The organism is Streptomyces sp. NPDC001970 (assembly GCF_053594115.1).
The window spans coordinates 1-22,312 of sequence record NZ_JBSFDW010000007.1; the positions used below are offsets into that span (position 1 = coordinate 1).

At 70.1% G+C, this 22,312-nt stretch carries 18 protein-coding genes and 2 tRNA genes; 18 read left to right on the forward strand and 2 right to left on the reverse strand.

The genetic code is table 11. The annotated features are described in order from the left end of the window. Positions 1–967: 967 nt before the first annotated feature. Complete coding sequence (locus ACWCP0_RS11130; protein ID WP_351223036.1) at positions 968–1,192, reverse strand: cold-shock protein; 225 nt, start codon at positions 1,190–1,192, stop codon at positions 968–970. Between the two features lie 347 nt (positions 1,193–1,539). On the opposite strand from ACWCP0_RS11130, the gene ACWCP0_RS11135 reads away from it, so the two are divergent. From ACWCP0_RS11135 to ACWCP0_RS11145, 3 genes are all read left to right on the forward strand, one after another. Next, positions 1,540–1,920, forward strand: coding sequence for a hypothetical protein (locus ACWCP0_RS11135; protein WP_351223038.1), 381 nt, complete (start codon positions 1,540–1,542; stop codon positions 1,918–1,920). Positions 1,921–2,680: 760 nt separating this feature from the next. Further along, positions 2,681–3,232 (forward strand): hypothetical protein, encoded by a 552-nt coding sequence (locus ACWCP0_RS11140; protein WP_451078557.1) that lies wholly within the window; start codon positions 2,681–2,683, stop codon positions 3,230–3,232. A 19-nt stretch (positions 3,233–3,251) separates the two neighbouring features. Continuing rightward, positions 3,252–3,351 (forward strand) — tRNA-OTHER (locus tag ACWCP0_RS11145). Between the two features lie 297 nt (positions 3,352–3,648). Here the strand turns inward: ACWCP0_RS11145 and ACWCP0_RS11150 are convergent. After that, positions 3,649–3,720 (reverse strand) — tRNA-Arg (locus tag ACWCP0_RS11150). 269 nt (positions 3,721–3,989) lie between these two features. Here ACWCP0_RS11150 and ACWCP0_RS11155 point away from each other — a divergent pair. From ACWCP0_RS11155 to ACWCP0_RS11225, 15 genes are all read left to right on the forward strand, one after another. Beyond that, on the forward strand, positions 3,990–4,472 hold the full coding sequence (locus ACWCP0_RS11155) for a response regulator (RefSeq protein ID WP_451078558.1): 483 nt from the start codon (positions 3,990–3,992) through the stop codon (positions 4,470–4,472). Positions 4,473–4,655: 183 nt separating this feature from the next. Further along, complete coding sequence (gene nrtL / locus ACWCP0_RS11160; protein WP_451078559.1) at positions 4,656–5,645, forward strand: ArgS-related anticodon-binding protein NrtL; 990 nt, start codon at positions 4,656–4,658, stop codon at positions 5,643–5,645. Positions 5,646–5,664: 19 nt separating this feature from the next. Then, positions 5,665–7,056, forward strand: coding sequence for a diaminopimelate decarboxylase (gene lysA / locus ACWCP0_RS11165; protein WP_451078560.1), 1,392 nt, complete (start codon positions 5,665–5,667; stop codon positions 7,054–7,056). Positions 7,057–7,168: 112 nt separating this feature from the next. Further along, positions 7,169–8,461, forward strand: coding sequence for a homoserine dehydrogenase (locus ACWCP0_RS11170; protein ID WP_451078561.1), 1,293 nt, complete (start codon positions 7,169–7,171; stop codon positions 8,459–8,461). 6 nt (positions 8,462–8,467) lie between these two features. Continuing rightward, complete coding sequence (gene thrC / locus ACWCP0_RS11175) at positions 8,468–9,535, forward strand: threonine synthase (RefSeq protein WP_451078562.1); 1,068 nt, start codon at positions 8,468–8,470, stop codon at positions 9,533–9,535. Between the two features lie 282 nt (positions 9,536–9,817). Then, positions 9,818–10,735, forward strand: a complete 918-nt coding sequence (gene thrB, locus ACWCP0_RS11180; RefSeq protein WP_451078563.1) for a homoserine kinase — start codon at positions 9,818–9,820, stop codon at positions 10,733–10,735. A gap of 393 nt (positions 10,736–11,128) precedes the next feature. After that, a complete protein-coding gene (gene rho, locus ACWCP0_RS11185) occupies positions 11,129–13,132 on the forward strand; it encodes a transcription termination factor Rho (protein WP_451078564.1) in 2,004 nt (667 codons plus the stop codon). A gap of 230 nt (positions 13,133–13,362) precedes the next feature. Further along, complete coding sequence (locus ACWCP0_RS11190) at positions 13,363–15,027, forward strand: trypsin-like serine protease (protein WP_451078565.1); 1,665 nt, start codon at positions 13,363–13,365, stop codon at positions 15,025–15,027. Between the two features lie 281 nt (positions 15,028–15,308). Further along, on the forward strand, positions 15,309–16,400 hold the full coding sequence (locus ACWCP0_RS11195) for an LCP family protein (RefSeq protein ID WP_451078566.1): 1,092 nt from the start codon (positions 15,309–15,311) through the stop codon (positions 16,398–16,400). 180 nt (positions 16,401–16,580) lie between these two features. Beyond that, a complete protein-coding gene (gene rpmE / locus ACWCP0_RS11200) occupies positions 16,581–16,805 on the forward strand; it encodes a 50S ribosomal protein L31 (protein WP_351223098.1) in 225 nt (74 codons plus the stop codon). Positions 16,806–16,909: 104 nt separating this feature from the next. Then, positions 16,910–17,986 carry a peptide chain release factor 1 gene (gene prfA, locus ACWCP0_RS11205; protein ID WP_351223100.1) on the forward strand — a complete coding sequence of 359 codons (1,077 nt, stop codon included), beginning with the start codon at positions 16,910–16,912 and terminating at the stop codon, positions 17,984–17,986. Positions 17,987–18,043: 57 nt separating this feature from the next. Beyond that, the gene (prmC, locus tag ACWCP0_RS11210; protein WP_451078567.1) at positions 18,044–18,925 is read left to right on the forward strand and encodes a peptide chain release factor N(5)-glutamine methyltransferase; all 882 of its coding nucleotides are present in this window, start codon (positions 18,044–18,046) and stop codon (positions 18,923–18,925) included. Between the two features lie 43 nt (positions 18,926–18,968). Further along, positions 18,969–19,616: an L-threonylcarbamoyladenylate synthase gene (locus ACWCP0_RS11215; RefSeq protein WP_451078568.1), complete on the forward strand. Its 648-nt coding sequence runs from the start codon at positions 18,969–18,971 to the stop codon at positions 19,614–19,616. Beyond that, positions 19,613–20,254, forward strand: coding sequence for an arsenate reductase/protein-tyrosine-phosphatase family protein (locus ACWCP0_RS11220; RefSeq protein ID WP_451078569.1), 642 nt, complete (start codon positions 19,613–19,615; stop codon positions 20,252–20,254). Before ACWCP0_RS11215 ends, ACWCP0_RS11220 begins: the two co-directional genes overlap by 4 nt. Before the next feature lie 746 nt (positions 20,255–21,000). Then, on the forward strand, positions 21,001–22,257 hold the full coding sequence (locus ACWCP0_RS11225) for a serine hydroxymethyltransferase (protein ID WP_451078570.1): 1,257 nt from the start codon (positions 21,001–21,003) through the stop codon (positions 22,255–22,257). The last annotated feature ends 55 nt before the right edge of the window (positions 22,258–22,312 follow it).

Genomic DNA, 22,312 nt, shown 5'->3' on the forward strand with positions numbered 1-22,312 from the left:
AGGCCCTGCTGCCATGCGTCGGCCCTCACGCGATCACCCGATCAGGAACCTTGTTCGACCAGGCCAGCCCCGTAATCGATAAGCGGATGGCGTCTGAGAGCTGCCTGAGCGGCTTTCCGGAGGTTCTGCCGGTAGCCGGCCGGGAGCCAGGGGCCGGTCCGGGGGTTGCGGCGGTCCGGTGCCGGCCCGGTGATGCTCTTCGACAACACCTGGACCAGCCCTTGGCTCCCCGACAGTTACGCGCGCTTAGATGGGTTGACCTGGGTAAACGCTCCAAGATCCTGTGCACGAACAGTCCACGGACGGCGTCCCAGGGTCGCTCAGGGCCGCATACGGCTGCGCATACGCGAAGACCCCGTCCTCAGCGTTCTCGCTGGTGGCGGGGTCTTTGGGCACCTCATCAAGGGTGCCCCCGGCAGGATTCGAACCTGCGCACACGGGTGTGTGGCGTGTGCCTGTGCGTGAGCCCGAGCCAGCTGCACTGGAACCGCAGCAGTGAGCCTGCCCGACCGCTTCACCGCCCATGCCGAGGGTGCGACCCGACCGTCACCAAACGCGTGCACGCAGCGTCTCCCTCCCCTGGTCACCCGCTTTCAACTGTGTGACACGCTCGCGAATCACCCACAAGGGAGCGATCCGGCCACATGATCCAGAAGCGGACCTACCTGCTCGTGAGGGTCGGGCATGAGACGAGCGAGATGCCCTGCAGTTACGGCACCATGCTCACCTGAGCTGCGCCCCTCGGTGCAACTACGGGCGGGACGGCCAGGCGGCTGCTCGGGGGTGCTGAAGGTCGGCTGTGGGCTCTGTGGTTGCTGTACACCGCTGCTGTACAGCACAGCCGCTGACCACCGCTTTAGGAGTTCGATCAACGAGCCTCCGTTGCCGTCTGTGGTGCAGCGCCCGAAGCCACGGCGAGCCATGTCCGGCTGTCGCTGTACGTCTTCGTTGATGTCACCCGTGGATGTCAGGCGGACCTCGGCACGATATTCACCGCACGGTAGACGTAGCCGTCCTGCTTGAAGCCCGGGGCTTCCCATGTGAGGTCGACTTGTTGGCCAGGTGTCAGCGTGCGAAACCCGGCCATCTGGATGTTGGAGTAGTGGCCCCAGCAGCCGCCGGGAGTCTCCGGGGAGTCGAGTACGCCCCAGCCTTCCTCGTCGCGCCACTCGCGGACAGTCGCAGTCACCATAAGCGGAACCTTACGGTGCCTATCTGTGTCGGCCGTTGCCGTCAGACTGCCGTCACGTGACGGGCCATCTTCTGATCCGTAGCTCTAGCCAGACCGGTCAGCGACGGCCATACCGGTCGCTGCACGGCCCTGGAGGAACGCAATCGGACGGGGACAGTTGCTGCACTTCGCTGCTGTACAGCACGACGTCCCGCTTGCCCGCCCCACGGTCGTACTCGTGCACAACACGGCCGTGCGCCCGAGTGGTTCAGGGACCCGCTTGCAAGTCGGGTGACGTCGGTTTCGATCCGATCATCGGCGTCTACGGGATCTTCACGGGCCCACATCCCGCGTGCGAGAGTCCACCCATGACTGACATAGGCAGACGACGCAAGCTCGGTGCCCTCGCTGGCGTTTGCATCGCCGGGGCCCTGCTGCCCGGCATCACCCTGGGTGCGGAAGATGTGGACGTGCCGCTCTCACTCATGGTCGCCGCCCTCGTGGTCATGCTCCTCACCCAGCTCGTCTACGTCGGCCCGTCCGCCCGTGTCCCGGCCCCGGCGCTGCTGGCCTTCGGCCTTGCCGGGTTCGTACAGGACTCGCTCATCTGGTGGCTGCTCTCCTGGCTCGGCGGGAAGTTCGCCGAGCTGGAGGTCGAGGGCTTCGGCACGATCCTGCTTGCGGGACTGATCACGCGAGTCTCGATCCTCGCGTTCTCCCTGATCGGCACGGAGCCGACGGCGGACTGACGACCCGGCAAGGCCACTCCGGCCGCCCTCCACAAGGACGATCACACCGTTTGAGGGCCGTGCTCCTGAGGTCGGCGCAGCGGGTTTGGCCGGTGTCCTGCCCGGTTTGGGGCCGCGCTGTTGCTCGGTGCCCGACGGCGACCGTCGCCCCCCCGTGCGATCAGGCACGGATGGGCGGCAAACTGGCACCGGGCGACGGTGGTGATTCCAAGGAGGGGGCACGTGCTCAATTGGCCGAAGCGGTGGTGGACCACTGCACTGGTAGGCATAGCGCTCTGCGGAGGCACTCTCGTCAGCCTGGGCCGGATCGCGGAAGAAGTGACGAGCGCAACATTCGGATGGTGGGGCGTTGTGGGTCGCTCGATTCTCATGGCCGGATACGCCGGGCTTGCGATCGTGATGACACGTCGGGCAATCAGCCTCTACAAGGAGACGCGGTGCCAGCCGTGAGGGTCTGGGCAGGGTCCCGCAATAGGTCGGTGGAGTCTCAAGGCGCCAGTCAAGCGCCGGCACTACGCGTCATGAGCACCAGTTTGGAAGTCCCCGTATGCGGATGCGGCCTGACCTGGGGCATGCGCGACCTGCGGGGGAGCTGCTGAGCCGCCGCCATTCCCCGAGGGTCCCCGCTCGTCTCCGACTGAACGGGCACGCAGGGGGCACGGTGCGCGGGGTATCTGGACAGCGCGGCTCTGCTTCGACATGCTGCATCGGCGATCATGCGCAGCGGTGGCTGCACGGTGCAGTGGGGTGGGGATTGGTGATGCGAGCACAGGCCGAGGCCTTGCCGCCGGAGCGCATCCGCTATGGGCTGACCCCCTTCCAGCGCGCGCTGCCCTTTCTGCCGCTTGCTGTCTTCTGTGTCGTCATCGAGGTCGTCGAGGTCGTGGACTGGATTCGAGGCGACGCGTTCAGTGCTGGGGCTGCCAACCCGTTTTGGGTGTGGATCGCCATGCCGTTGTTGGCGATGATCGTGTTTCCGCGCCATGGGATCACCCTCACGGCGTCGGCGGCCGTCGTGCACAATCTGCGCCGGCGGACCATCCGGTGGTCCGACGTGCAAGGCGTCCACACCGAGTCTTCTCTGGGGCAGCGGACCGTCGTGATCTACGAGGCTTCTGGTCGCCGCACCCGCCTGCGGGCGCCCGTTACGGGAGTCCTCTGTTGGGATCGCAGATTCGAGGAGAAATTCCACGCCATCGGACAATGGTGGCTGGCTCACCGCGGACCGGATTGGTCTCCTGTCTCGCCACAGTTGGCGCGGCGGGACGGTCGCTCTACGTCCGGCGGGAACCCTTTCGCGCCTCCCGCGTAGCTGGTGGCTGCATGTCCACGCGGTCGGTGGAGTCTTGATGGCCGAGTCAAGCTACGAACGGTCTTGAAAACCGTCGTGGCGGCGACGTCACCGTGGGTTCAAATCCCACACCCACCGCAGGTGCACCGCTTCACCTGGAAAGTGTCTCCGCCTCGTACGGGAACCAGAACCTCAGCAATCTCCATCCTCGCTGTTCAGAGGCACTTCCCACGTCCCTGATCACGTGCCGGACAGACCGCTTCGTGAAAGCGCGAGGTTAGGACGTTGGGGAACGCTTGGTCCGCACGGTGTGTCGGAGGTGTGTCGCGGACGATGAGAGACAACGAGAGAGGGCGGGAGTCAGTGAGACTGACTCCCGCCCTCTTCTGTAGGCATCCGGCCAGGTCAGAGCTTGATTTCTGCTGATCTCAGGCGAGTGCCCCCGGCAGGATTCGAACCTGCGCACACGGCTCCGGAGGCCGTTGCTCTATCCCCTGAGCTACGGGGGCGTTCACCGCTCTCGGCGGCGACGGGTAGAACCCTACCAGCTCCTGCGGGGTGGCCGTGAACAGGTATTTCCGGGCTGTCACGAGTGCCGTTTCCGCGCAGGTCACCGCGGGGGTTCCGCAGCCCATGCAGGCCCCATGCAGGCCCCATGCGGGCCCTCACGCGCCCACCGCCCCGGGCCGTCGGCCCCGATGTGCGCCCCGCGCGCCCGCCGCCCCGCGCCCCCACGCCGGCACCCCGCCGCCTCCCGGGTCCCCCGCACGGGTCGGAAGTGGGGAAAACCCGGACGCGGCCCCGCTGCGGGACCTACTGTCGAGTTGTGTCAGGCGCTTCCGGCCGGGTGCTCGTTGTTGATGACAACAGGGTCATTCGGCAGCTGATCAGGGTCAATCTCGAGCTGGAGGGCTTCGAGGTCGTGACCGCGGCCGATGGTGCCGAGTGCCTGGACGTCGTGCACGAGGTGGGGCCGGATGTGATCACGCTCGATGTGGTGATGCCGCGGCTCGACGGGCTGCGGACCGCCGCTCGGCTGCGGGCCGATCCGCGGACCAGGAGTGTGCCGGTGGCGATCATCAGCGCGTGTACGCAGTACGAGGTGGAGACCGGGCTCGCCGCCGGGGTGGACGCCTTTCTCGCGAAGCCGTTCGAGCCGGCCGAGCTGGTGCGGCTCGTGCGGCGGTTGACGCATCGGGAGGGCCCGCCGTCAGTCGACGGCAGGCATGGTGCCGGGCGGGCGGGGAGCACCCGGGGCTGAATCCGTCGGCCCGTGGCTGCGTAGGCCGGTAGATCCGTGGGCCACTGGACCCGCAGACCCCCGCAGGCCCGCAGACCTGTAGCCGTCGGCCCTCAGGGATGAGCCCGGGAGGGTGACGGGCGGGCTGCCCGGATGGCGAAACCGGTTCGCGATCACACCCCCTTCCTCCCATACGCTTGTCCCGTGACCCCCGCAGAGCTCTCCCATACCGTGCTGGGCGCCGTGCGCCGTGCGGTCGAGGAGGGTGCCCTGGGGGTGCGCGGGGCGGTGCCCGACCGGGTCAAGGTCGAGCGGCCCCGGCCCGGTGGGCGCGGGGACTACGCCACCAATGTCGCGCTCCGGCTGGCCGGGCCCGCCGGGCGGCAGCCCCGTGAGGTCGCCGAGATTCTGCGGGCGCGCATCGACGGCGCCCCCGGCATCGCGCAGGTCGAGATCACCGGACCCGGGTTCCTGAACTTCACCCTGGCGCAGGGTTCCGCCGGCGCGACGGTCCGTGCCGTACGCGAGCAGGGACCGCGGTACGGCTACGGCGACGGCCTTGCCGGGACCCGCCTCTCCCTCGCGCCCGTCGGCGAGCTCCGCGCCGACGTCGTCACCGACACGGTCGTACGGCTGCTGCGCGCCCAGGGCGCCGACGCCCGCATCGAGCCGGGCGGCGAGGAACGGGTCACGGCCGTTCCCGTCCGCGACGACCACGAAGACGGGCTGTTCGCGCGGCTCGGCCCCGACGCCGCCCGCTGGGCGCTGCTCCGCGCCGCCGGTCACGATCACCCGAAGCTCGACGACGACCTTCTCGTGCAGAGCGAGGGCAACCCGCTCTTCCGGGTGCGCTACGCGTACTCCCGCAGCCGGGCCCTCACCCGCGGCGCCACCCGGCTCGGCACGACCGGCCGGTACGAGGACGACGTCGACGCCCCCGCTCTCCTCGCCGCCATAGGCGATCACCCCGCGGTCCTCGCCTCCGCGGCCCGCCTTCGCGCGCCCGACCGGCTCGCGCGGCACCTCGAGACCACCGCCGACGCACTCCTCGGCTTCCAGCACACCGTGCTGCCCCGCGGCGACGAGAAACCCTCGGCCGCCCACCGGTCCCGGCTCGCACTCGCCGAAGCCGCCGGGACGGTGCTGGCCGGCGGCCTGGCCCTGCTCGGCATCAGCGCACCCGAATACTTGTAGTGGATGTGAGAGAGACAGCATGAGCCGTTCAGCGCACCCGGCCGGGCCCCGTCACGGAGATGTCCTGCCCGAGGGGCACTACACCCCGCCGCCCACCGACCTCAACGCCCTCGACGAGAAGGTCTGGGCGCGCACCGTCCGCCGCGACGACGACGGCGTCGTCACGGTCGGCGGGATCGATGTCGCAAGGCTCGCCGAGGAGTTCGGCACTCCTGCCTACTTCCTCGACGAGACCGACTTCCGCGCCCGCTGCCGCGCCTGGGCCGACGCGTTCGGCAAGGACGCCGACGTGTTCTACGCCGGCAAGGCCTTCCTCAGCCGCGCCGTCGTGCGCTGGCTGAAGGAGGAGGGGCTCAACCTGGACGTCTGCTCCGGCGGTGAGCTCACCACCGCACTCGGCGCCGGAATGCCCGCCGAGCGCATCGCCTTCCACGGGAACAACAAGTCCGCGGACGAGATCGAGAGGGCCGTGCAGGCAGGCGTCGGGCGCATCGTCCTCGACTCCTTCCAGGAGATCGTCCGCGTCGCGCACATCGCCCAGTCCCTCGGCAAGCGTCAGCGCGTCCAGATCCGCGTCACCGTCGGCGTCGAGGCGCACACCCACGAGTTCATCGCCACCGCCCACGAGGACCAGAAGTTCGGGATCGCGCTCGCGGGCGGCGAGGCGGCGGAGGCCGTGCGCCGGGCGCTCCAGCTCGAGGGGCTCGAACTCATCGGCATCCACTCCCACATCGGCTCGCAGATCTTCGACATGGCCGGCTTCGAGGTCTCCGCCCGCCGCGTCGTCCAACTGCTCGCGGCCGTCCGGGACGAGCACGGCGTCGAGCTGCCCGAGATCGACCTCGGCGGCGGCCTCGGCATCGCGTACACCTCGGACGACGACCCGCGCGAACCCCATGAGATCGCCAAGGCGCTCGGCGAGATCGTCACCCGCGAGTGCGAGGCGGCCGGGCTGCGCACGCCCCGCATCTCGGTCGAGCCCGGCCGCGCCATCGTCGGACCGACCGCGTTCACGCTGTACGAGGTCGGCACGATCAAGCGGCTCGAGGGACTGCGTACGTACGTCAGCGTCGACGGCGGCATGTCCGACAACATCCGCACGGCGCTGTACGACGCCGACTACAGCGTCGCGCTCGTCTCGCGTACGTCGACCGCCGAGCCGATGCTCGTCCGCGTCGTCGGCAAGCACTGCGAGAGCGGCGACATCGTCGTCCGGGACGCGTTTCTGCCCGCCGATCTGGCGCCAGGCGACCTGATCGCGGTGCCCGCGACCGGCGCGTACTGCCGCTCCATGGCCAGCAACTACAACCACGCACTCCGCCCGCCCGTCGTCGCGGTCAGGGACGGAGAGGCGCGCGTGATCGTCCGGCGTGAGACGGAGGAAGATCTTCTGCGTCTCGATGTCGGGTAATGAAATAAATGTCTCAGGATCCGGACGGGGAACAGGAAGCCCCGTCCGGTGAGTGAGACTGGTTCGCACTCTGCCGATGGAACGGCTGTGCTCGATGAAAGGCGTAGGTCGAATGACGCGTACGCGACCGCTGAAGGTGGCGCTGCTGGGCTGTGGAGTGGTCGGCTCAGAGGTGGCGCGCATCATGACGACGCACGCCGACGACCTGGCCGCGCGCATCGGCGCCCCGGTGGAACTCGCCGGGATCGCCGTCCGCCGTCCCTCCAAGGTCCGTGAGGGCATCGACCGGGACCTTGTGACGACCGATGCCACGGGCCTGGTCGAGCGCGACGACATCGACGTCGTGGTGGAGGTCATCGGTGGCATCGAGCCCGCCCGTTCCCTCATCACCCGCGCCTTCGAGCACGGCGCCTCCGTCGTCTCCGCCAACAAGGCGCTGCTCGCCGAGGACGGCGCCACGCTGTACGCCGCCGCCGAGAAACACGGCCAGGACCTCTACTTCGAGGCCGCGGTCGCCGGCGCGATCCCGCTGATCAGGCCGCTGCGCGAGTCGCTCGCCGGCGACAAGGTCAACCGTGTCCTGGGCATCGTCAACGGCACCACGAACTTCATCCTCGACAAGATGGACACCTCCGGCGCCGGCTACTCCGAGGCGCTCGACGAGGCAACCGCCCTCGGATACGCCGAGGCCGACCCGACCGCCGACGTCGAGGGCTTCGACGCCGCGGCCAAGGCCGCGATCCTCGCCGGGATCTCCTTCCACACCCGCGTACGCCTCGACGACGTCTACCGCGAGGGCATGACCGAGGTCACCGCCGCCGACTTCGCCTCCGCCAAGCAGATGGGCTGCACCATCAAGCTGCTGGCGATCTGCGAGCGTGCGGCGGACGGGAAGTCCGTGACGGCTCGTGTCCACCCCGCGATGATCCCGCTCAGCCACCCGCTGGCCTCCGTCCGCGAGGCGTACAACGCGGTCTTCGTCGAGGCCGAGGCCGCCGGGCGGCTCATGTTCTACGGGCCCGGCGCCGGCGGCGCCCCGACCGCCTCCGCGGTCCTCGGCGACCTGGTCGCGGTCTGCCGCAACAAGCTCGCCGAGGCCACCGGGCCCGGCGAGTCCGTGTACACGCAGCTGCCCGTGAGCCCCATGGGCGACGTCGTGACGCGGTACCACATCAGCCTCGACGTGGCCGACAAGCCGGGCGTCCTCGCCCAGGTCGCGACGGTCTTCGCCGAGCACGGCGTATCCATCGACACGGTGCGCCAGACGGGCAAGGACGGCGAGGCATCGCTCGTCGTCGTCACCCACCGCGCGCCCGACGCCGCCCTCTCGGGGACCGTCGAGGCGCTGCGCAATCTCGACACCGTGCGTGGTGTCGCCAGCATCATGCGGGTTGAAGGAGAGTAAGCACCCATGAGCACTCGCACTCACCAGTGGCGCGGCATCATCGAGGAGTACCGGGACCGGCTCCCGGTCACGGACACGACGCCGATCGTCACGCTCGGCGAGGGCGGCACGCCGCTCGTACACGCCCAGACGCTCTCCGAGGCCACCGGCTGTGAGGTGTATCTCAAGGTCGAGGGTGCGAACCCGACCGGGTCCTTCAAGGACCGCGGTATGACCATGGCGATCACCACGGCCAAGGAGGAGGGTGCGAAGGCCGTCATCTGCGCCTCCACCGGCAACACCTCCGCCTCCGCCGCCGCGTACGCCGGCCGCGCCGGAATGGTCTCCGCCGTGCTGATCCCGCAGGGCAAGATCGCGATGGGCAAGCTGGGCCAGGCGCTGGTCCACGGCGCGAAGATCCTCCAGGTCGACGGCAATTTCGACGACTGCCTGGTGCTCGCCCGTGGCCTCTCCGAGAACTACCCGGTGGCGCTGGTCAATTCGGTCAACCCGGTCCGTATCGAGGGCCAGAAGACCGCGGCCTTCGAGATCGTCGACGCGCTCGGCGACGCCCCCGACATCCATGTGCTGCCCGTCGGCAACGCCGGCAACATCACGGCGTACTGGAGGGGTTACAAGGAGTACGCGGCGGACGAACTGGCCGCGCACACCCCCCGCATGTGGGGCTTCCAGGCCTCCGGCTCCGCGCCGATCGTGCGCGGCGAGGTCGTCAAGGACCCGTCGACCATCGCCACCGCGATCCGGATCGGCAACCCGGCGTCCTGGGAGTTCGCGCTGGCGGCCCGGGACGAGTCGGGCGGCTTCATCGACGAGGTGACCGACCGTCAGATCCTGCGCGCCTACAAGCTGCTGGCCACGCGCGAGGGCGTCTTCGTGGAGCCGGCGTCGGCCGCGTCCGTGGCCGGTCTGCTGAAGGCCGCCGAGGAGGGCAAGGTCGACCGCGGGCAGAAGATCGTCTGCACGGTCACCGGGAACGGCCTCAAGGACCCGGACTGGGCTGTCGCCGGAGCGCCCCAGCCCGTCACGGTGCCGGTGGACGCGGCGGCTGCCGCCGAGCGGCTCGGGCTCGCGTAGGGCCCCGGTCGCGCACCTGTCCGCGTGCGCGCTGTACGCGTATGCGGAACTGCGACCCACCTCGTACAGGACCCACCGCGCACAGAAGGAGCATGGGAGGCTTGCGACACGCATCGTGCGCCTCCCATGCGCCCTATGTCGCTGCTCAACCTTCCTTCGATAGGCTGTACCGACCCGCCCGCGCATATGCCGCGGAGTTGCCGTTTCGCGGCCCACGGGTCCTCGTACATTCGTCAAAACCTCGTCATCCCGCCGATCAGAACCAAGGAGTGTCGTCGAGCGATGGCCGGTCCTGCGTTCCGCGCCGCCGCCGTCCGGGTGCGCGTCCCCGCCACCAGCGCCAATCTCGGGCCGGGCTTCGATGCCTTCGGCCTGTCGCTGGGGCTGTACGACGACGTCGTCGTCCGCGTCGCGGACTCCGGTCTGCACATCGACATCGCCGGCGAGGGTGCCGAGACGCTGCCCCGCGACGAGGGCCATCTGCTCGTACGCTCGCTGCGCACGGCCTTCGACCTCCTCGGCGGGCAGCCGCGCGGCCTCGAGGTCGTCTGCGCCAACCGCATCCCGCACGGCCGCGGCCTGGGCTCCTCGTCCGCGGCCATCTGCGCCGGCATCGTCGCCGCGCGCGCGGTGACCATAGGCGGCGACGCCCGGCTCGACGACGCGGCACTGCTGGAGCTCGCCACCGAGATCGAGGGGCACCCGGACAATGTCGCCGCCTGTCTTCTCGGCGGCTTCACTCTTGCCTGGACCGACGCCGGCGCGGCACGCGCCATCAGGATGGATCCGTCCGATTCCATCGTTCCGGTGGTTTTCGTGCCGTCGAAGCCGGTGCTCACCGAGACCGCGCGCGGCCTGCTGCCGCGTACGGTCCCGCACGTCGACGCCGCGGCCAACGCGGGCCGTGCCGCACTGCTCGTCGAGGCCCTGACCAGGCGCCCCGAGCTGCTGCTGCCCGCCACCGAGGACCGACTCCACCAGGAGTACCGGACTCCCGCGATGCCGCAGAGCGTGGAACTTGTCAACCGACTGCGCGCGGACGGCGTCCCAGCAGTCATCTCCGGCGCTGGCCCCACGGTGCTCGCGCTGACCGAGGGCGGTGCGGCCGACAAGGTCGCACGACTGGCGGGCGAGGGCTGGGCGGCGAACCGGCTGGCCCTCGACGCTGCGGGAGCGAGTGTCCTGCCGCTCGCTTCGTAGCGACACGGGATTGCCGGTGATGGAGAGGGGGAATGTTTGTTGGAGCCGGTAGTGTTAACCTCAAGTACGCAGCCCACATTCTTGTGGTGCGGTGCTTCGTGTCCCCATCCGGGACCACCCATTCTTCCGGGAGCCTCCCCAACTGCCTGAGCAGCCTGCCTGAGCAGTTTCGAGCACGCTCCGGAACCGGCACGACACCCCCTCGCTTTTCCCAGGAGAGGGCCGAGCAGGGGGAACTCGGGCCGGGCCTTGCACGTACATCTCTTCCGCCGTACCCGGCGGGACCACCGCCCCGGCATCGGTCCGCGATCCGCAAGATCACAGACCGCCGTCGGACAGCACAACCGGTCGCCGAGCCAGAAGGCCGACGTCCGCTCCAGGGAAGGACCCTTCGTGAGCGACACCACCGATCTGATGGGCGTGACTGCCGACACCAACGTCGACACCACCGCGCCCGCCGCAGGTGCTGCCACTGGCACCACCTCACGGCGCCGCCGCTCCGGCACCGGCCTCGAGGGCATGGTCCTGGCCGAGCTGCAGCAGGTCGCGTCCGGCCTCGGCATCAGGGGCACCGCGCGCATGCGCAAGAGCCAGCTGATCGAGGTCATCAAGGAGGCGCAGGCCGGAGGCTCAGCCCCGGCGAAGAGCGCCGATGCGGGCGAGGCCGAGGCCAAGCCGAAGCGGCGTGCCACCTCCAGGGCCCGTGCGGGCGAGGAGAGCACCGCGGCAGCCGAGCCGAAGGCCGAGAAGGCCGTCGCCCAGCAGCAGATCGACATCCCCGGTCAGCCCGCCAGCGAGGACGCCCCGGCCGGCGAACGCCGTCGTCGCCGTGCCACCGCACCCGCCGGCAGCCCCGAGGGCGAGGCCGCCGAGGCCGAGCCGAAGGGCGACGTCAAGACCGAGGCCCGGGCCGAGGCCAGGACCGAGGCACAGCCGGAGGCCAGGGCCGAGGCCGCCACGGACACGGCGGAGGGCCGCCGGGGCGACCGTCAGCGTGACCGCGGCGAGCGCGGCGACCGTCAGCGCGACGGCCGGCGCGACCGCGACCGCGACCGGCGCGGCGGCAAGGGCGACGACCAGCAGGGCGGCCAGCGCCAGCAGGGCGGCGGCCAGCAGCAGCGCCAGGGCGGCGGGCCGCAGGACGACTTCGACGACGAGAGCGGTCGGCGCGGACGCCGTGGCCGCTACCGCGACCGCCGTGGCCGGCGTGGCCGCGACGACTTCGCGACGGGCGAGCCGCAGGTCTCGGAGGACGACGTTCTGATCCCCGTCGCGGGCATCCTGGACATCCTCGACAACTACGCCTTCATCCGGACCTCCGGCTACCTGCCCGGTCCGAACGACGTGTACGTGTCGCTGGCCCAGGTCCGCAAGAGCGGTCTGCGCAAGGGTGACCACGTCACCGGCGCGGTCCGCCAGCCCAAGGAGGGCGAGCGCCGCGAGAAGTTCAACGCGCTGGTCCGCCTGGACTCCGTCAACGGCATGGCGCCCGAATCCGGCCGTGGCCGCCCGGAGTTCAACAAGCTGACCCCGCTCTACCCGCAGGACCGGCTCCGTCTGGAGACCGACCCGGGTGTGCTGACCACCCGCATCATCGACCTCGTGTCGCCGATCGGTAAGGGCCAGCGAGGCCTGATCGTGGCCCCGCCGAAGACCGGCAAGACCATGATTCTGCAGGCGATCGCCAACGCGATCACGGTCAACAGCCCCGAGTGCCACCTGATGGTCGTCCTCGTCGACGAGCGTCCGGAAGAGGTCACCGACATGCAGCGGTCGGTGAAGGGCGAGGTCATCTCCTCGACCTTCGACCGCCCCGCCGAGGACCACACCACGGTCGCCGAGCTGGCCATCGAGCGCGCGAAGCGTCTCGTCGAGCTGGGTCACGACGTGGTCGTCCTGCTGGACTCGATCACCCGTCTGGGCCGCGCCTACAACCTGGCGGCCCCGGCCTCCGGACGCATCCTGTCCGGTGGTGTCGACTCGACCGCGCTCTACCCGCCGAAGCGCTTCTTCGGTGCCGCGCGCAACATCGAGGACGGCGGCTCGCTGACCATCCTGGCCACCGCGCTGGTCGAGACCGGCTCGCGCATGGACGAGGTGATCTTCGAGGAGTTCAAGGGCACCGGCAACATGGAGCTCAAGCTCGACCGGAAGCTCTCCGACAAGCGCATCTTCCCGGCGGTGGACGTCGACGCGTCCAGCACTCGCAAGGAAGAGATCCTGCTCGGTGCCGATGAGCTCTCCATCGTCTGGAAGCTGCGCCGGGTGCTGCACGCGCTCGACCAGCAGCAGGCGATCGAGCTGCTGCTCGACAAGATGAAGCAGACGAAGTCGAACGCCGAGTTCCTGCTCCAGATCCAGAAGACGACGCCGACGGCGGGCAACGGCAACGACTGATTCTGGACAACTCTGCACAATTGAGGGCCCGTTCCGTTACGCGAGTGACGGAGCGGGCCCTCTGTTTGTAGTATCGGTCAGCCGTTCCCCACTAACGGCCACCTCCACTTCACCCGCCGTTCCCCCACGCGGCCTCCTTTGTCGTTTCACCCATACTCATGGAGACACGCGTGCGCGCATCGCGCCATGGCAGACCCGTTCACCGGGTCCGCAGACTCATAGCGGCCGGTGTGGCCGCACTTTCCCTCGCCGCCGGCGCCTTCGCGTTCAGCGCCCAGGCGGACGAGACCGAGCCCCGGTTCCGGGCCCCGAAGGGCTACAAGGTCGCGGACGCCCCGTCGAAGTCCGGGACGCCGTCGCCGCGCATCATCGGCGGCACGACCACCTCGTTCAGCAGCGCGCCGTACATGGTGCAGCTGCTGTACGACTTCTACGACGACGGCTACCTGTACTTCAACTGCGGTGGCACGCTGGTGGCCCCCAACAAGGTCCTCACCGCCGCGCACTGTGTCACCGACGAGTTCGGCAGCCCGCTCAACTTCGCGCGTGACGGCCTGATCCTGGCCGGCACCTCGAAGCTCGTCGGCGGCCCCACGAACTCCGAGGGCACCGCTGTCAACGTCAGCCGCCAGTGGGTCCACCCCGGCTACAGCACCGAGACGTTCAGCAACGACATCGCCGTCCTGACGCTCTCCAAGCCGCTGCCGTACAAGCCGCTGCCGCTCGCCGGCCCCGGCGACCTCGCGTCGTACAACGCGGGCACCAACAGCATCACGCTCGGCTGGGGCCTGACCTCGTCGGACGCCGACACCGCCACGCTCGCGTCGACGCTCCAGCAGGTCGTGCTGCCGCTGCACTCGAACCAGGAGTGCGTGGAGAACCTCAACCCGTTCTTCCAGGACAACGGCACCATGTTCTGCGCCGGCCAGGCCGGCACGGGCAGCGACGCCACCGGCAAGACGCCCTGCCCGGGTGACTCCGGCGGTCCGGTCCTGGTCAAGGGCAAGGTCGTCGGCGTCGTCTCCTGGGGCATCAACTCCGCGGACGGCCAGCAGCTGTGCAACGTGGTCGGTGCCTACGAGGCGTTCGCCCACGTCGCCAACCTGAAGCCGGCGGTCCAGCCGCGGATCGACGACGCGGACCTCACCCGTGACGGCCGCGCCGACCTGTTCGCCCGTACGTCCGCCGGTGCGGACTACAGCTTCGCGTCCAACGGCGTCGGCTTCACCACCAAGACCGCGTTCTCGGGCACGTACTCGGGCTACAACATCGTGGCGCAGACCGACCTCAACCGGGACGGCTACCAGGACTTCGTGGTCCGCCAGACCTCCAACGGCGAGCTCCGCTGGGTTCGTCGCAGCCCCACCTCGTCGACCTACGTCTCCGGCCGCATCGCCACCGGGTTCGGCACCTACCGCGCGATCCTCGCCCCTGGTGACGTGACCGGCGACGCCCTCCCCGACGTGGTCGGCGTCTCCTCGTCCGGTGCGCTCGTGGTCCTGCCGGGCAACGGCGCCGGCGGCGTCGGCACCCTCAAGGTCATCGGCTCCGGCTACCAGAAGTACAACGCGGTCCGCGGCCACGGTGACTTCAACGGCGACAGCCTCACCGACCTGTTCGTCCGCAACAGCAGCAGCACCGCGCTCTACCTGATCCCGGGCACCGGCAACGCCGCGGCCCCGTTCGGGACGCCGGTCCTGCAGGCCTCGTCGTGGGGCACGTACAACCTCATCGTCACGCCCGGTGACGTCTCCGGCGACGGCAAGCCCGACGTGGTGACCCGCTCCTCCAACGGCGCGCTCCAGCTCCACCGGGGCAACGGCACCACCACGGGAACGCTGCGTGCGCCGGTCCAGGCCGGCACCGGCTTCTCCGGCTACAACCTCTTCGGCTGAGCCGGCCGCAGCAGGAGAGCGACAAGAGATCCCGGTCACACCCCCGGCCCGCTGGGTCGGGGCGGTGACCGAGACGAAACAGCAGGTGAAACAGGGTTCGTGCCCACCGTGTCCACCACGGTGGGCACGGCCCTTTTCTCACCCGCTTCTCAGGACCCTGTGCAACCCTTCTGCGCACTCCGCCGTCTCACCAGTGGCGTAACAAAGCTTGACAGGGTGGACAAACCGTGCCTGAACGCGACGGCCGGGGGGCAACAGAACCTACGAGGGCTCGAGGAGATATGGCCGACCAGACCAAGGGCAGTCGAATACGAGCCACGGGCAGGCGCCGCAAGCAGCGCACCGCGGGACACCGTGCCGCGACCCTCGCCGCCTGGTCAGCGGCCGGCCTCGTGCTCATCGGCGGGTCCGGAGCCGGCTACGTCTACTTCAAGCTCAACGGCAACATCCAGAGCGTCGACATCAACGCCCAGCTCGGCAAGAACCGCCCCGACAACGTCGACAACGGCTCCATGGACATCCTTGTCCTCGGCTCCGACTCGCGCTCCGGGGCCAACGGCAAATACGGGGCCGACGAAGGCGGCGCCCGCTCCGACACCGCGATGATCGTGCACGTCTACGAGGGCCACAAGAAGGCCTCGGTCGTCTCCGTGCCCCGCGACACCCTCGTAGACCGGCCGCAGTGCGCCGACAGCGACGGCAAGACGATCGACGGCGAGAGCCGCGCCATGTTCAACACCGCCTACGAGGTCGGTGGCCCCGCCTGCGCGGTCAAGACCGTCGAGAAGATCTCCGGCATCCGCATGGACCACTACATAGAGGTCGACTTCACCGGCTTCAAGAAGATCATCGACGAGCTCGGCGGCGTCGACATCACCACCACCGAGGCGATCAACGACTCCAAGAGCCACCTCGACCTCGAGCCCGGCACCCACACCCTCGACGGCGAGCAGGCCCTCGGACTCGTCCGCACCCGCAAGGCCGTCGGCAACGGCAGCGACCTGGGCCGGATCCAGCTCCAGCAGGCCTTCATCAAGGCACTGATCCAGCAGGTCAGGGACGTCGGGGTGTTCAGCAGCCCGAAGAAGCTGTACGACCTGGCCGACAGCGCCACCAGGGCGATCACGACCGACTCCGAGCTCGACTCGGTCCAGGAACTCGTCGGCTTCGCGAACGGACTGAAGGGCCTGGGCGCCGAGGACGTCACGATGATCACGATGCCCGTCGATTACGACACGATCGACCCCAACCGGGTCGTGCCGCTGAAGAAGCAGGGCACTCAGGTGTGGACCGCCCTCAAGAACGACCTCCCGATCCCCGCGTCCGCCACCAAGGGCACCGCGGACGGCCTGGCCAAGGACATCGTGCAGTAGCCGGGATCACCTCGGGCGTACCTCGGGCGTACCGCCGCGGGCGTGCCCCAGGAATACCTGCGGACCGACCCCGGTTTTGGGAGATACGGCCGGTCCTGGCAGACTGGTACGTCGGCCCCGGTTCACGTACGCGCATCCCGCGTGTGCGACCCGGTGCCCTCCCGAAACTAGGAGACACCCTTGAAGCGCGACATCCACCCCGAGTACGTCGAGACCCAGGTGAGCTGCACCTGTGGCGCGTCGTTCACCACCCGCAGCACGATCCAGGCCGGCACCATCCGCGCCGAGGTCTGCTCCGAGTGCCACCCGTTCTACACGGGCAAGCAGAAGATCCTCGACACCGGTGGCCGTGTGGCCCGCTTCGAGGCCCGCTTCGGCAAGGCTGCCGGCTCCGCCAAGAAGTAGCGAGCCACTGCGCCGGTCTTCGGCTGCCCCTGTGCGGGGCGGCCGGGACCGGCGCTTTGCCGTCTTCCCAGCAGCCACTTCATGCAAGAAACCAGGAGCCCCCGATGTTCGAGGCGGTCGAGGAACTGATCGGCGAGCACGCCGATCTCGAGAAGAAGCTCGCCGACCCTTCGGTCCACGCGGACCAGGCGAACGCGCGCAAGCTCAACAAGCGGTACGCCGAGCTGACCCCGATCGTCACCACGTACCGCGCCTGGAAGCAGACCGGGGACGACATCGAGACGGCCCGGGAGCTCGCCCACGACGATCCCGACTTCGCCGCCGAGGTCAAGGAGCTGGAGAAGCAGCGCGAGGAGCTCACCGACAAGCTCCGGCTGCTGCTCGTCCCGCGCGACCCCAGCGACGACAAGGACGTCATCCTGGAGATCAAGGCCGGCGCGGGCGGCGACGAGTCGGCGCTGTTCGCCGGCGACCTGCTGCGGATGTACCTGCGCTACGCGGAGCGCGTCGGCTGGAAGACCGAGATCATCGACGCCACCGAGTCCGAGCTGGGCGGCTACAAGGACGTCCAGGTCGCCGTGAAGACCAAGGGCGGCAACGGCGCGACCGAGCCCGGTCAGGGTGTCTGGGCGCGGCTCAAGTACGAGGGCGGCGTGCACCGTGTGCAGCGCGTGCCGGCCACCGAGTCGCAGGGCCGTATCCACACCTCCGCGGCCGGTGTGCTCGTCACGCCCGAGGCCGAGGAGGTGGACGTCGAGATCAACCCCAACGATCTGCGCATCGACGTCTACCGCTCGTCCGGACCCGGCGGCCAGTCCGTCAACACGACCGATTCCGCGGTGCGCATCACGCACCTGCCGACCGGAGTCGTCGCCTCCTGCCAGAACGAGAAGAGCCAGCTCCAGAACAAGGAGCAGGCCTTGCGTATCCTGCGCTCCAGGCTGCTCGCCGCGGCCCAGGAAGCGGCCGAGCAGGAAGCCGCGGACGCCCGCCGCAGCCAGGTCCGCACGGTCGACCGCTCCGAGAAGATCCGTACGTACAACTTCCCGGAGAACCGGATCTCGGACCACCGCGTCGGGTTCAAGGCGTACAACTTGGACCAGGTGCTCGACGGGGAACTGGACGCCGTGATCCAGGCCTGCGTCGACGCCGACTCCGCGGCGAAGCTCGCCGCTGCCTGAGCCGTACCGGCGGCGAGAGCCGTGCACCGAACGAACCGCCCAGCCCGGAGGACCAGCGTGCCGTCGCTCCCCGGGGGACGCCCCCCGTACCCCCGATCCCTGCTGCTTGCCGAGGTGGCCCAGGCCACCCAGCGGCTGGCCGACGCCGGCGTGCCCTCGCCCCGCTTCGATGCGGAGGAGCTCGCCGCGTTCGTCCACGGCGTGAAGCGCGGCGAACTGCACCTGGTCAAGGACGCGGACTTCGACGCGCGCTACTGGGAGGCCATCGCCCGCCGCGAGGCGCGTGAGCCGCTGCAGCACATCACCGGACGTGCCTTCTTCCGCTATCTGGAGCTTCAGGTCGGCCCCGGTGTCTTCGTGCCCCGGCCCGAGACCGAGTCGGTCGTCGGCTGGGCCATAGACGCGGTGCGGGCCATGGACGTCGTCGAGCCGCTCGTCGTCGACCTGTGCTCCGGCTCCGGCGCCATCGCCCTGGCCATCGCGCAGGAGGTACCGCGCTCGCGCGTGCACGCCGTGGAGCTGTCCGAGGACGCGATCGGCTGGACGCGCAAGAACGCCGAGGGGTCAAGGGTCACCGTCCACCACGGCGACGCCCTGAGCGCCCTCCCCGCGTTCGACGGCCAGGTCGACCTGGTCATCTCCAACCCGCCGTACATCCCGCTCACCGAGTGGGAGTACGTGGCCCCCGAGGCGCGTGACCACGACCCGCAGATGGCCCTCTTCTCCGGTGAGGACGGCCTCGACACCATCCGCGGCATCGAGCGCACCGCGCACCGGCTGCTGCGGCCCGGCGGTCTCGTGGTCGTCGAGCATGCCGACACCCAGGGCGGCCAGGTGCCGTGGATCTTCAACGAGGAGGCCGGCTGGGCGGACGCGGCCGACCACCCCGACCTGAACAACCGCCCGCGCTTCGCGACCGCCCGCAAGGCCATGCCGTGATCAACCGCACTGTGCACGTGTCCAGGTACGAGGAGGCCCACTGATGGCTCGGCGATACGACTGCAACGACGCGACGGACCGCACCACCGGCCTGCGGGAAGCCGCATCGGCCGTCCGCCGCGGCGAGCTCGTCGTGCTGCCCACCGACACCGTGTACGGCATCGGTGCGGACGCGTTCAGCTCGGAGGCCGTCGCCGACCTGCTGGAGGCCAAGGGACGCGGCCGCAACATGCCCACCCCGGTCCTCATCGGCACGCCGAACACGCTGCACGGCCTGGTCACCGACTTCTCGGAGCAGGCGTGGGAGCTCGTCGACGCCTTCTGGCCGGGCGCGCTGACGCTCGTGGCCCGGCACCAGCCGTCGCTGCAGTGGGACCTCGGTGACACCCGGGGCACCGTCGCGATCCGGATGCCGCTGCACCCGGTCGCCATCGAGCTGCTCACGGACGTCGGCCCGATGGCCGTGTCGTCCGCCAACCTCACCGGCCACCCGGCGCCCGAGGACTGCGACGCCGCGCAGGACATGCTCGGCGACTCCGTCTCCGTCTACCTCGACGGCGGTCCCACGCCCGGCATCGTGCCGTCCTCGATCGTCGACGTCACCGGGAAGGTCCCGGTCCTGCTGCGCGCGGGCGCGCTGGACGCGGAGGAGCTCCGGAAGGTCGTACCCGACCTCGAGGTGGCCAATTGACAGCCCCTGAGGGGCGTGGCATAGGCGGTACGGAGAACACCTTCCGCATCCTCCACGTCAGCACCGGCAACGTCTGCCGCTCGCCGATCACCGAGCGGCTGACCCGGCATGCCCTCAGCCACCGCCTCGGCGAGGCTCTGACCGGTGGGCTGATCGTGGAGAGCGCGGGGACCTGGGGCCACGAGGGCGCCCCGATGGAGGCCAACGCGGCGACGGTCCTCACCGACTTCGGCGCCGACCCGAGCGGTTTCGTGGGCCGTGAGCTGCTCGATGAGCACGTCATCCGTGCGGACCTGGTGCTGACCGCGACCCGCGACCACCGTGCGCAGGTCATCTCCATGGGCCACTCGGCGGGCCTGCGCACCTTCACCCTGAAGGAGTTCACGCGCCTCGTCCGTGCGATAGACCCGGCGACGCTGCCGCACCCCCTGGACGACGGCGTCGTCGAACGAGCCCGGGCGCTGGTGCGTGCGGCCGCCGCTCTACGCGGGTGGCTGCTGGCGCCGAGCGCGGAGGCGGACGAGGTCTACGACCCCTACGGGGCGCCGATCACCTTCTTCCGCTCGATCGGCGACGAGATCAACCAGGCCCTGGACCCCGTGGTCACGGCCCTGACGGGCGTCCCGACGCGCGGCTGACCCGCTCGCTGCGCGGCGCTCTGCCTCCCTCGGCAGCGGTCCTCCGTGCGGAGCCCGTCCGGCGTTCGAGGACAGGGCGCGCGGGCCGACTGGGCGGTGCCCGGTCGCATCGAGCCCGTTCGACCTTCGAGGACGGCCGCGCGGTTCGAGCCGGCGGTGTCCGGTCGCATCAGGCCCGTTGGGCCTTCTGGGACGGGCAGGTGGGCCGAGGGCGGGTGTGCGGGTCGAGCCGGCGGTGTCCGGTCGCATCAGGCCCGTTGGGCCTTCTGGGACGGGCAGGTGGGCCGAGGGCGGGTGTGCGGGTCGAGCCGGCGGTGCCCGGTCGCATCAGGCCCGTACGGCCCTCGAGGACGGGTGCGCGGGCCCGCTGGACGGTGCCGGCCACGTCCCTGGGCTCCGAGGGCTCGCCCGCACGTGCGCTTCCGGGATCACCGACACGGACAGCCTGGCCGCGGTGCGCCGCATCCTGGGGCGGCTGGGGACGCCGGACGAGGTGGTGGCCGCGGCCGCGTACGGCGGTTACGCGGCACCTGAGGAGCGGCGCACCGCGGTGCCGGAGCAGCGGTCCCGTTCGGCGGCCCGGCGCTTCATCGCGTGGCCGCGCGGGACGGAGAAGCCACCGAGGGCTCGCCCGCACGTGTGCTTCCGGGATCACCCGCACACGGCCGCGCCGCATGCCGGGCGCGGCGGCGGTGCCAGGCCTACATTGGAGGGGCCGTAGTCCCACGCGAGGCCCGGAGCCCACGATGCCGGTCAGCACTGCAGCGTCAGCCGCCCCCCACGCGCCGGAGCTCGAGGCTCTGCGCCGGCAGGATCCGGAGATCGCCGAGGTGATCCTCGGCGAGATCACCCGGCAGGCCGACAGCCTCCAGCTCATCGCCGCCGAGAACTTCACCTCGCCCGCCGTCCTCGCCGCCCTCGGCTCCCCGCTCGCCAACAAGTACGCCGAGGGCTACCCCGGCGCCCGCCACCACGGCGGCTGCGAGCTGGTCGACGCGGCCGAGCGCATCGCGGTCGAGCGCGCGACCGCGCTCTTCGGCGCGGAGCACGCCAATGTGCAGCCGCACTCCGGCTCGTCCGCCGTGCTCGCGGCGTACGCGGCGCTGCTGCGGCCCGGCGACACCGTGCTCGCGATGGGGCTCGCCTTCGGCGGGCACCTCACGCACGGTTCCCCGGCCAACTTCTCGGGCCGCTGGTTCCAGTTCGTCCCGTACGGCGTGGACGCGGAGACCGGTCTCCTCGACTACGACCAGGTCCGCAGGCTCGCCCGCGAGAACCGGCCGAAAGCCATCGTCTGCGGCTCGATCTCGTATCCCCGGCACATGGACTACGCCGCGTTCCGCGAGATCGCCGACGAGGTGGGCGCGTATCTCATCGCGGACGCCGCGCATCCGATGGGCCTGATCGCCGGGGGAGCGGCGCCGAGCCCCGTCCCGTACGCCGACGTCGTCTGCGCGACGACCCACAAGGTGCTGCGTGGTCCCCGCGGCGGAATGATCCTGTGCGGCAGCCATCTGGCCGAGCGCATCGACCGGGCGGTGTTCCCCTTCACCCAGGGCGGCGCCCAGATGCACACCATCGCCGCGAAGGCCGTCGCCTTCGGCGAAGCTGCCACCCCCGCCTTCACGACGTACGCCCAGCGGGTCGTCGCCAATGCCAGAGTCCTCGCCGAGGGGCTGGCAGCGGAGGGTTTCGCGATCACCACCGGCGGCACCGACACCCACCTCATCACCGCGGACCCCGCCCCACTGGGTGTGGACGGGCGCGCGGCACGCGGCCGGCTCGCGGCCGCCGGGCTCGTCCTGGACACCTGCGCCCTGCCGTACGGGGACGGGCGCGGAATCCGGCTCGGGACCGCGGCCGTCACCACGCAGGGCATGGGCGACGCGGAGATGGCCCGGATCGCTGTGCTGTTCGGCACGGCGCTGCGTGCGGAGGGCGAGGACATCCGCCGCGTGCGCGAAGAAGTGCGGGAACTGGCCGGGCGATTTCACCCGTATTAAGGGCAAATCGGACCGCGTGCAACCGTCTTCGCCGTACGTATGTCCTCATGCATAT

Bases quoted from the DNA above. Each gene is read 5' to 3' on its own strand.
- ACWCP0_RS11170 (WP_451078561.1), top strand. From the start codon at position 7,169: ATGACGCGTACGCGACCGCTGAAGGTGGCGCTGCTGGGCTGTGGAGTG.
- ACWCP0_RS11135 (WP_351223038.1), top strand. From the start codon at position 1,540: ATGACTGACATAGGCAGACGACGCAAGCTCGGTGCCCTCGCTGGCGTT.
- prfA (WP_351223100.1), top strand. From the start codon at position 16,910: ATGTTCGAGGCGGTCGAGGAACTGATCGGCGAGCACGCCGATCTCGAG.
- lysA (WP_451078560.1), top strand. From the start codon at position 5,665: ATGAGCCGTTCAGCGCACCCGGCCGGGCCCCGTCACGGAGATGTCCTG.
- ACWCP0_RS11130 (WP_351223036.1), bottom strand. From the start codon at position 1,192: ATGGTGACTGCGACTGTCCGCGAGTGGCGCGACGAGGAAGGCTGGGGC.
- ACWCP0_RS11140 (WP_451078557.1), top strand. From the start codon at position 2,681: ATGCGAGCACAGGCCGAGGCCTTGCCGCCGGAGCGCATCCGCTATGGG.
- ACWCP0_RS11215 (WP_451078568.1), top strand. From the start codon at position 18,969: ATGGCTCGGCGATACGACTGCAACGACGCGACGGACCGCACCACCGGC.
- thrB (WP_451078563.1), top strand. From the start codon at position 9,818: ATGGCCGGTCCTGCGTTCCGCGCCGCCGCCGTCCGGGTGCGCGTCCCC.
- thrC (WP_451078562.1), top strand. From the start codon at position 8,468: ATGAGCACTCGCACTCACCAGTGGCGCGGCATCATCGAGGAGTACCGG.
- ACWCP0_RS11225 (WP_451078570.1), top strand. From the start codon at position 21,001: ATGCCGGTCAGCACTGCAGCGTCAGCCGCCCCCCACGCGCCGGAGCTC.
- ACWCP0_RS11195 (WP_451078566.1), top strand. From the start codon at position 15,309: ATGGCCGACCAGACCAAGGGCAGTCGAATACGAGCCACGGGCAGGCGC.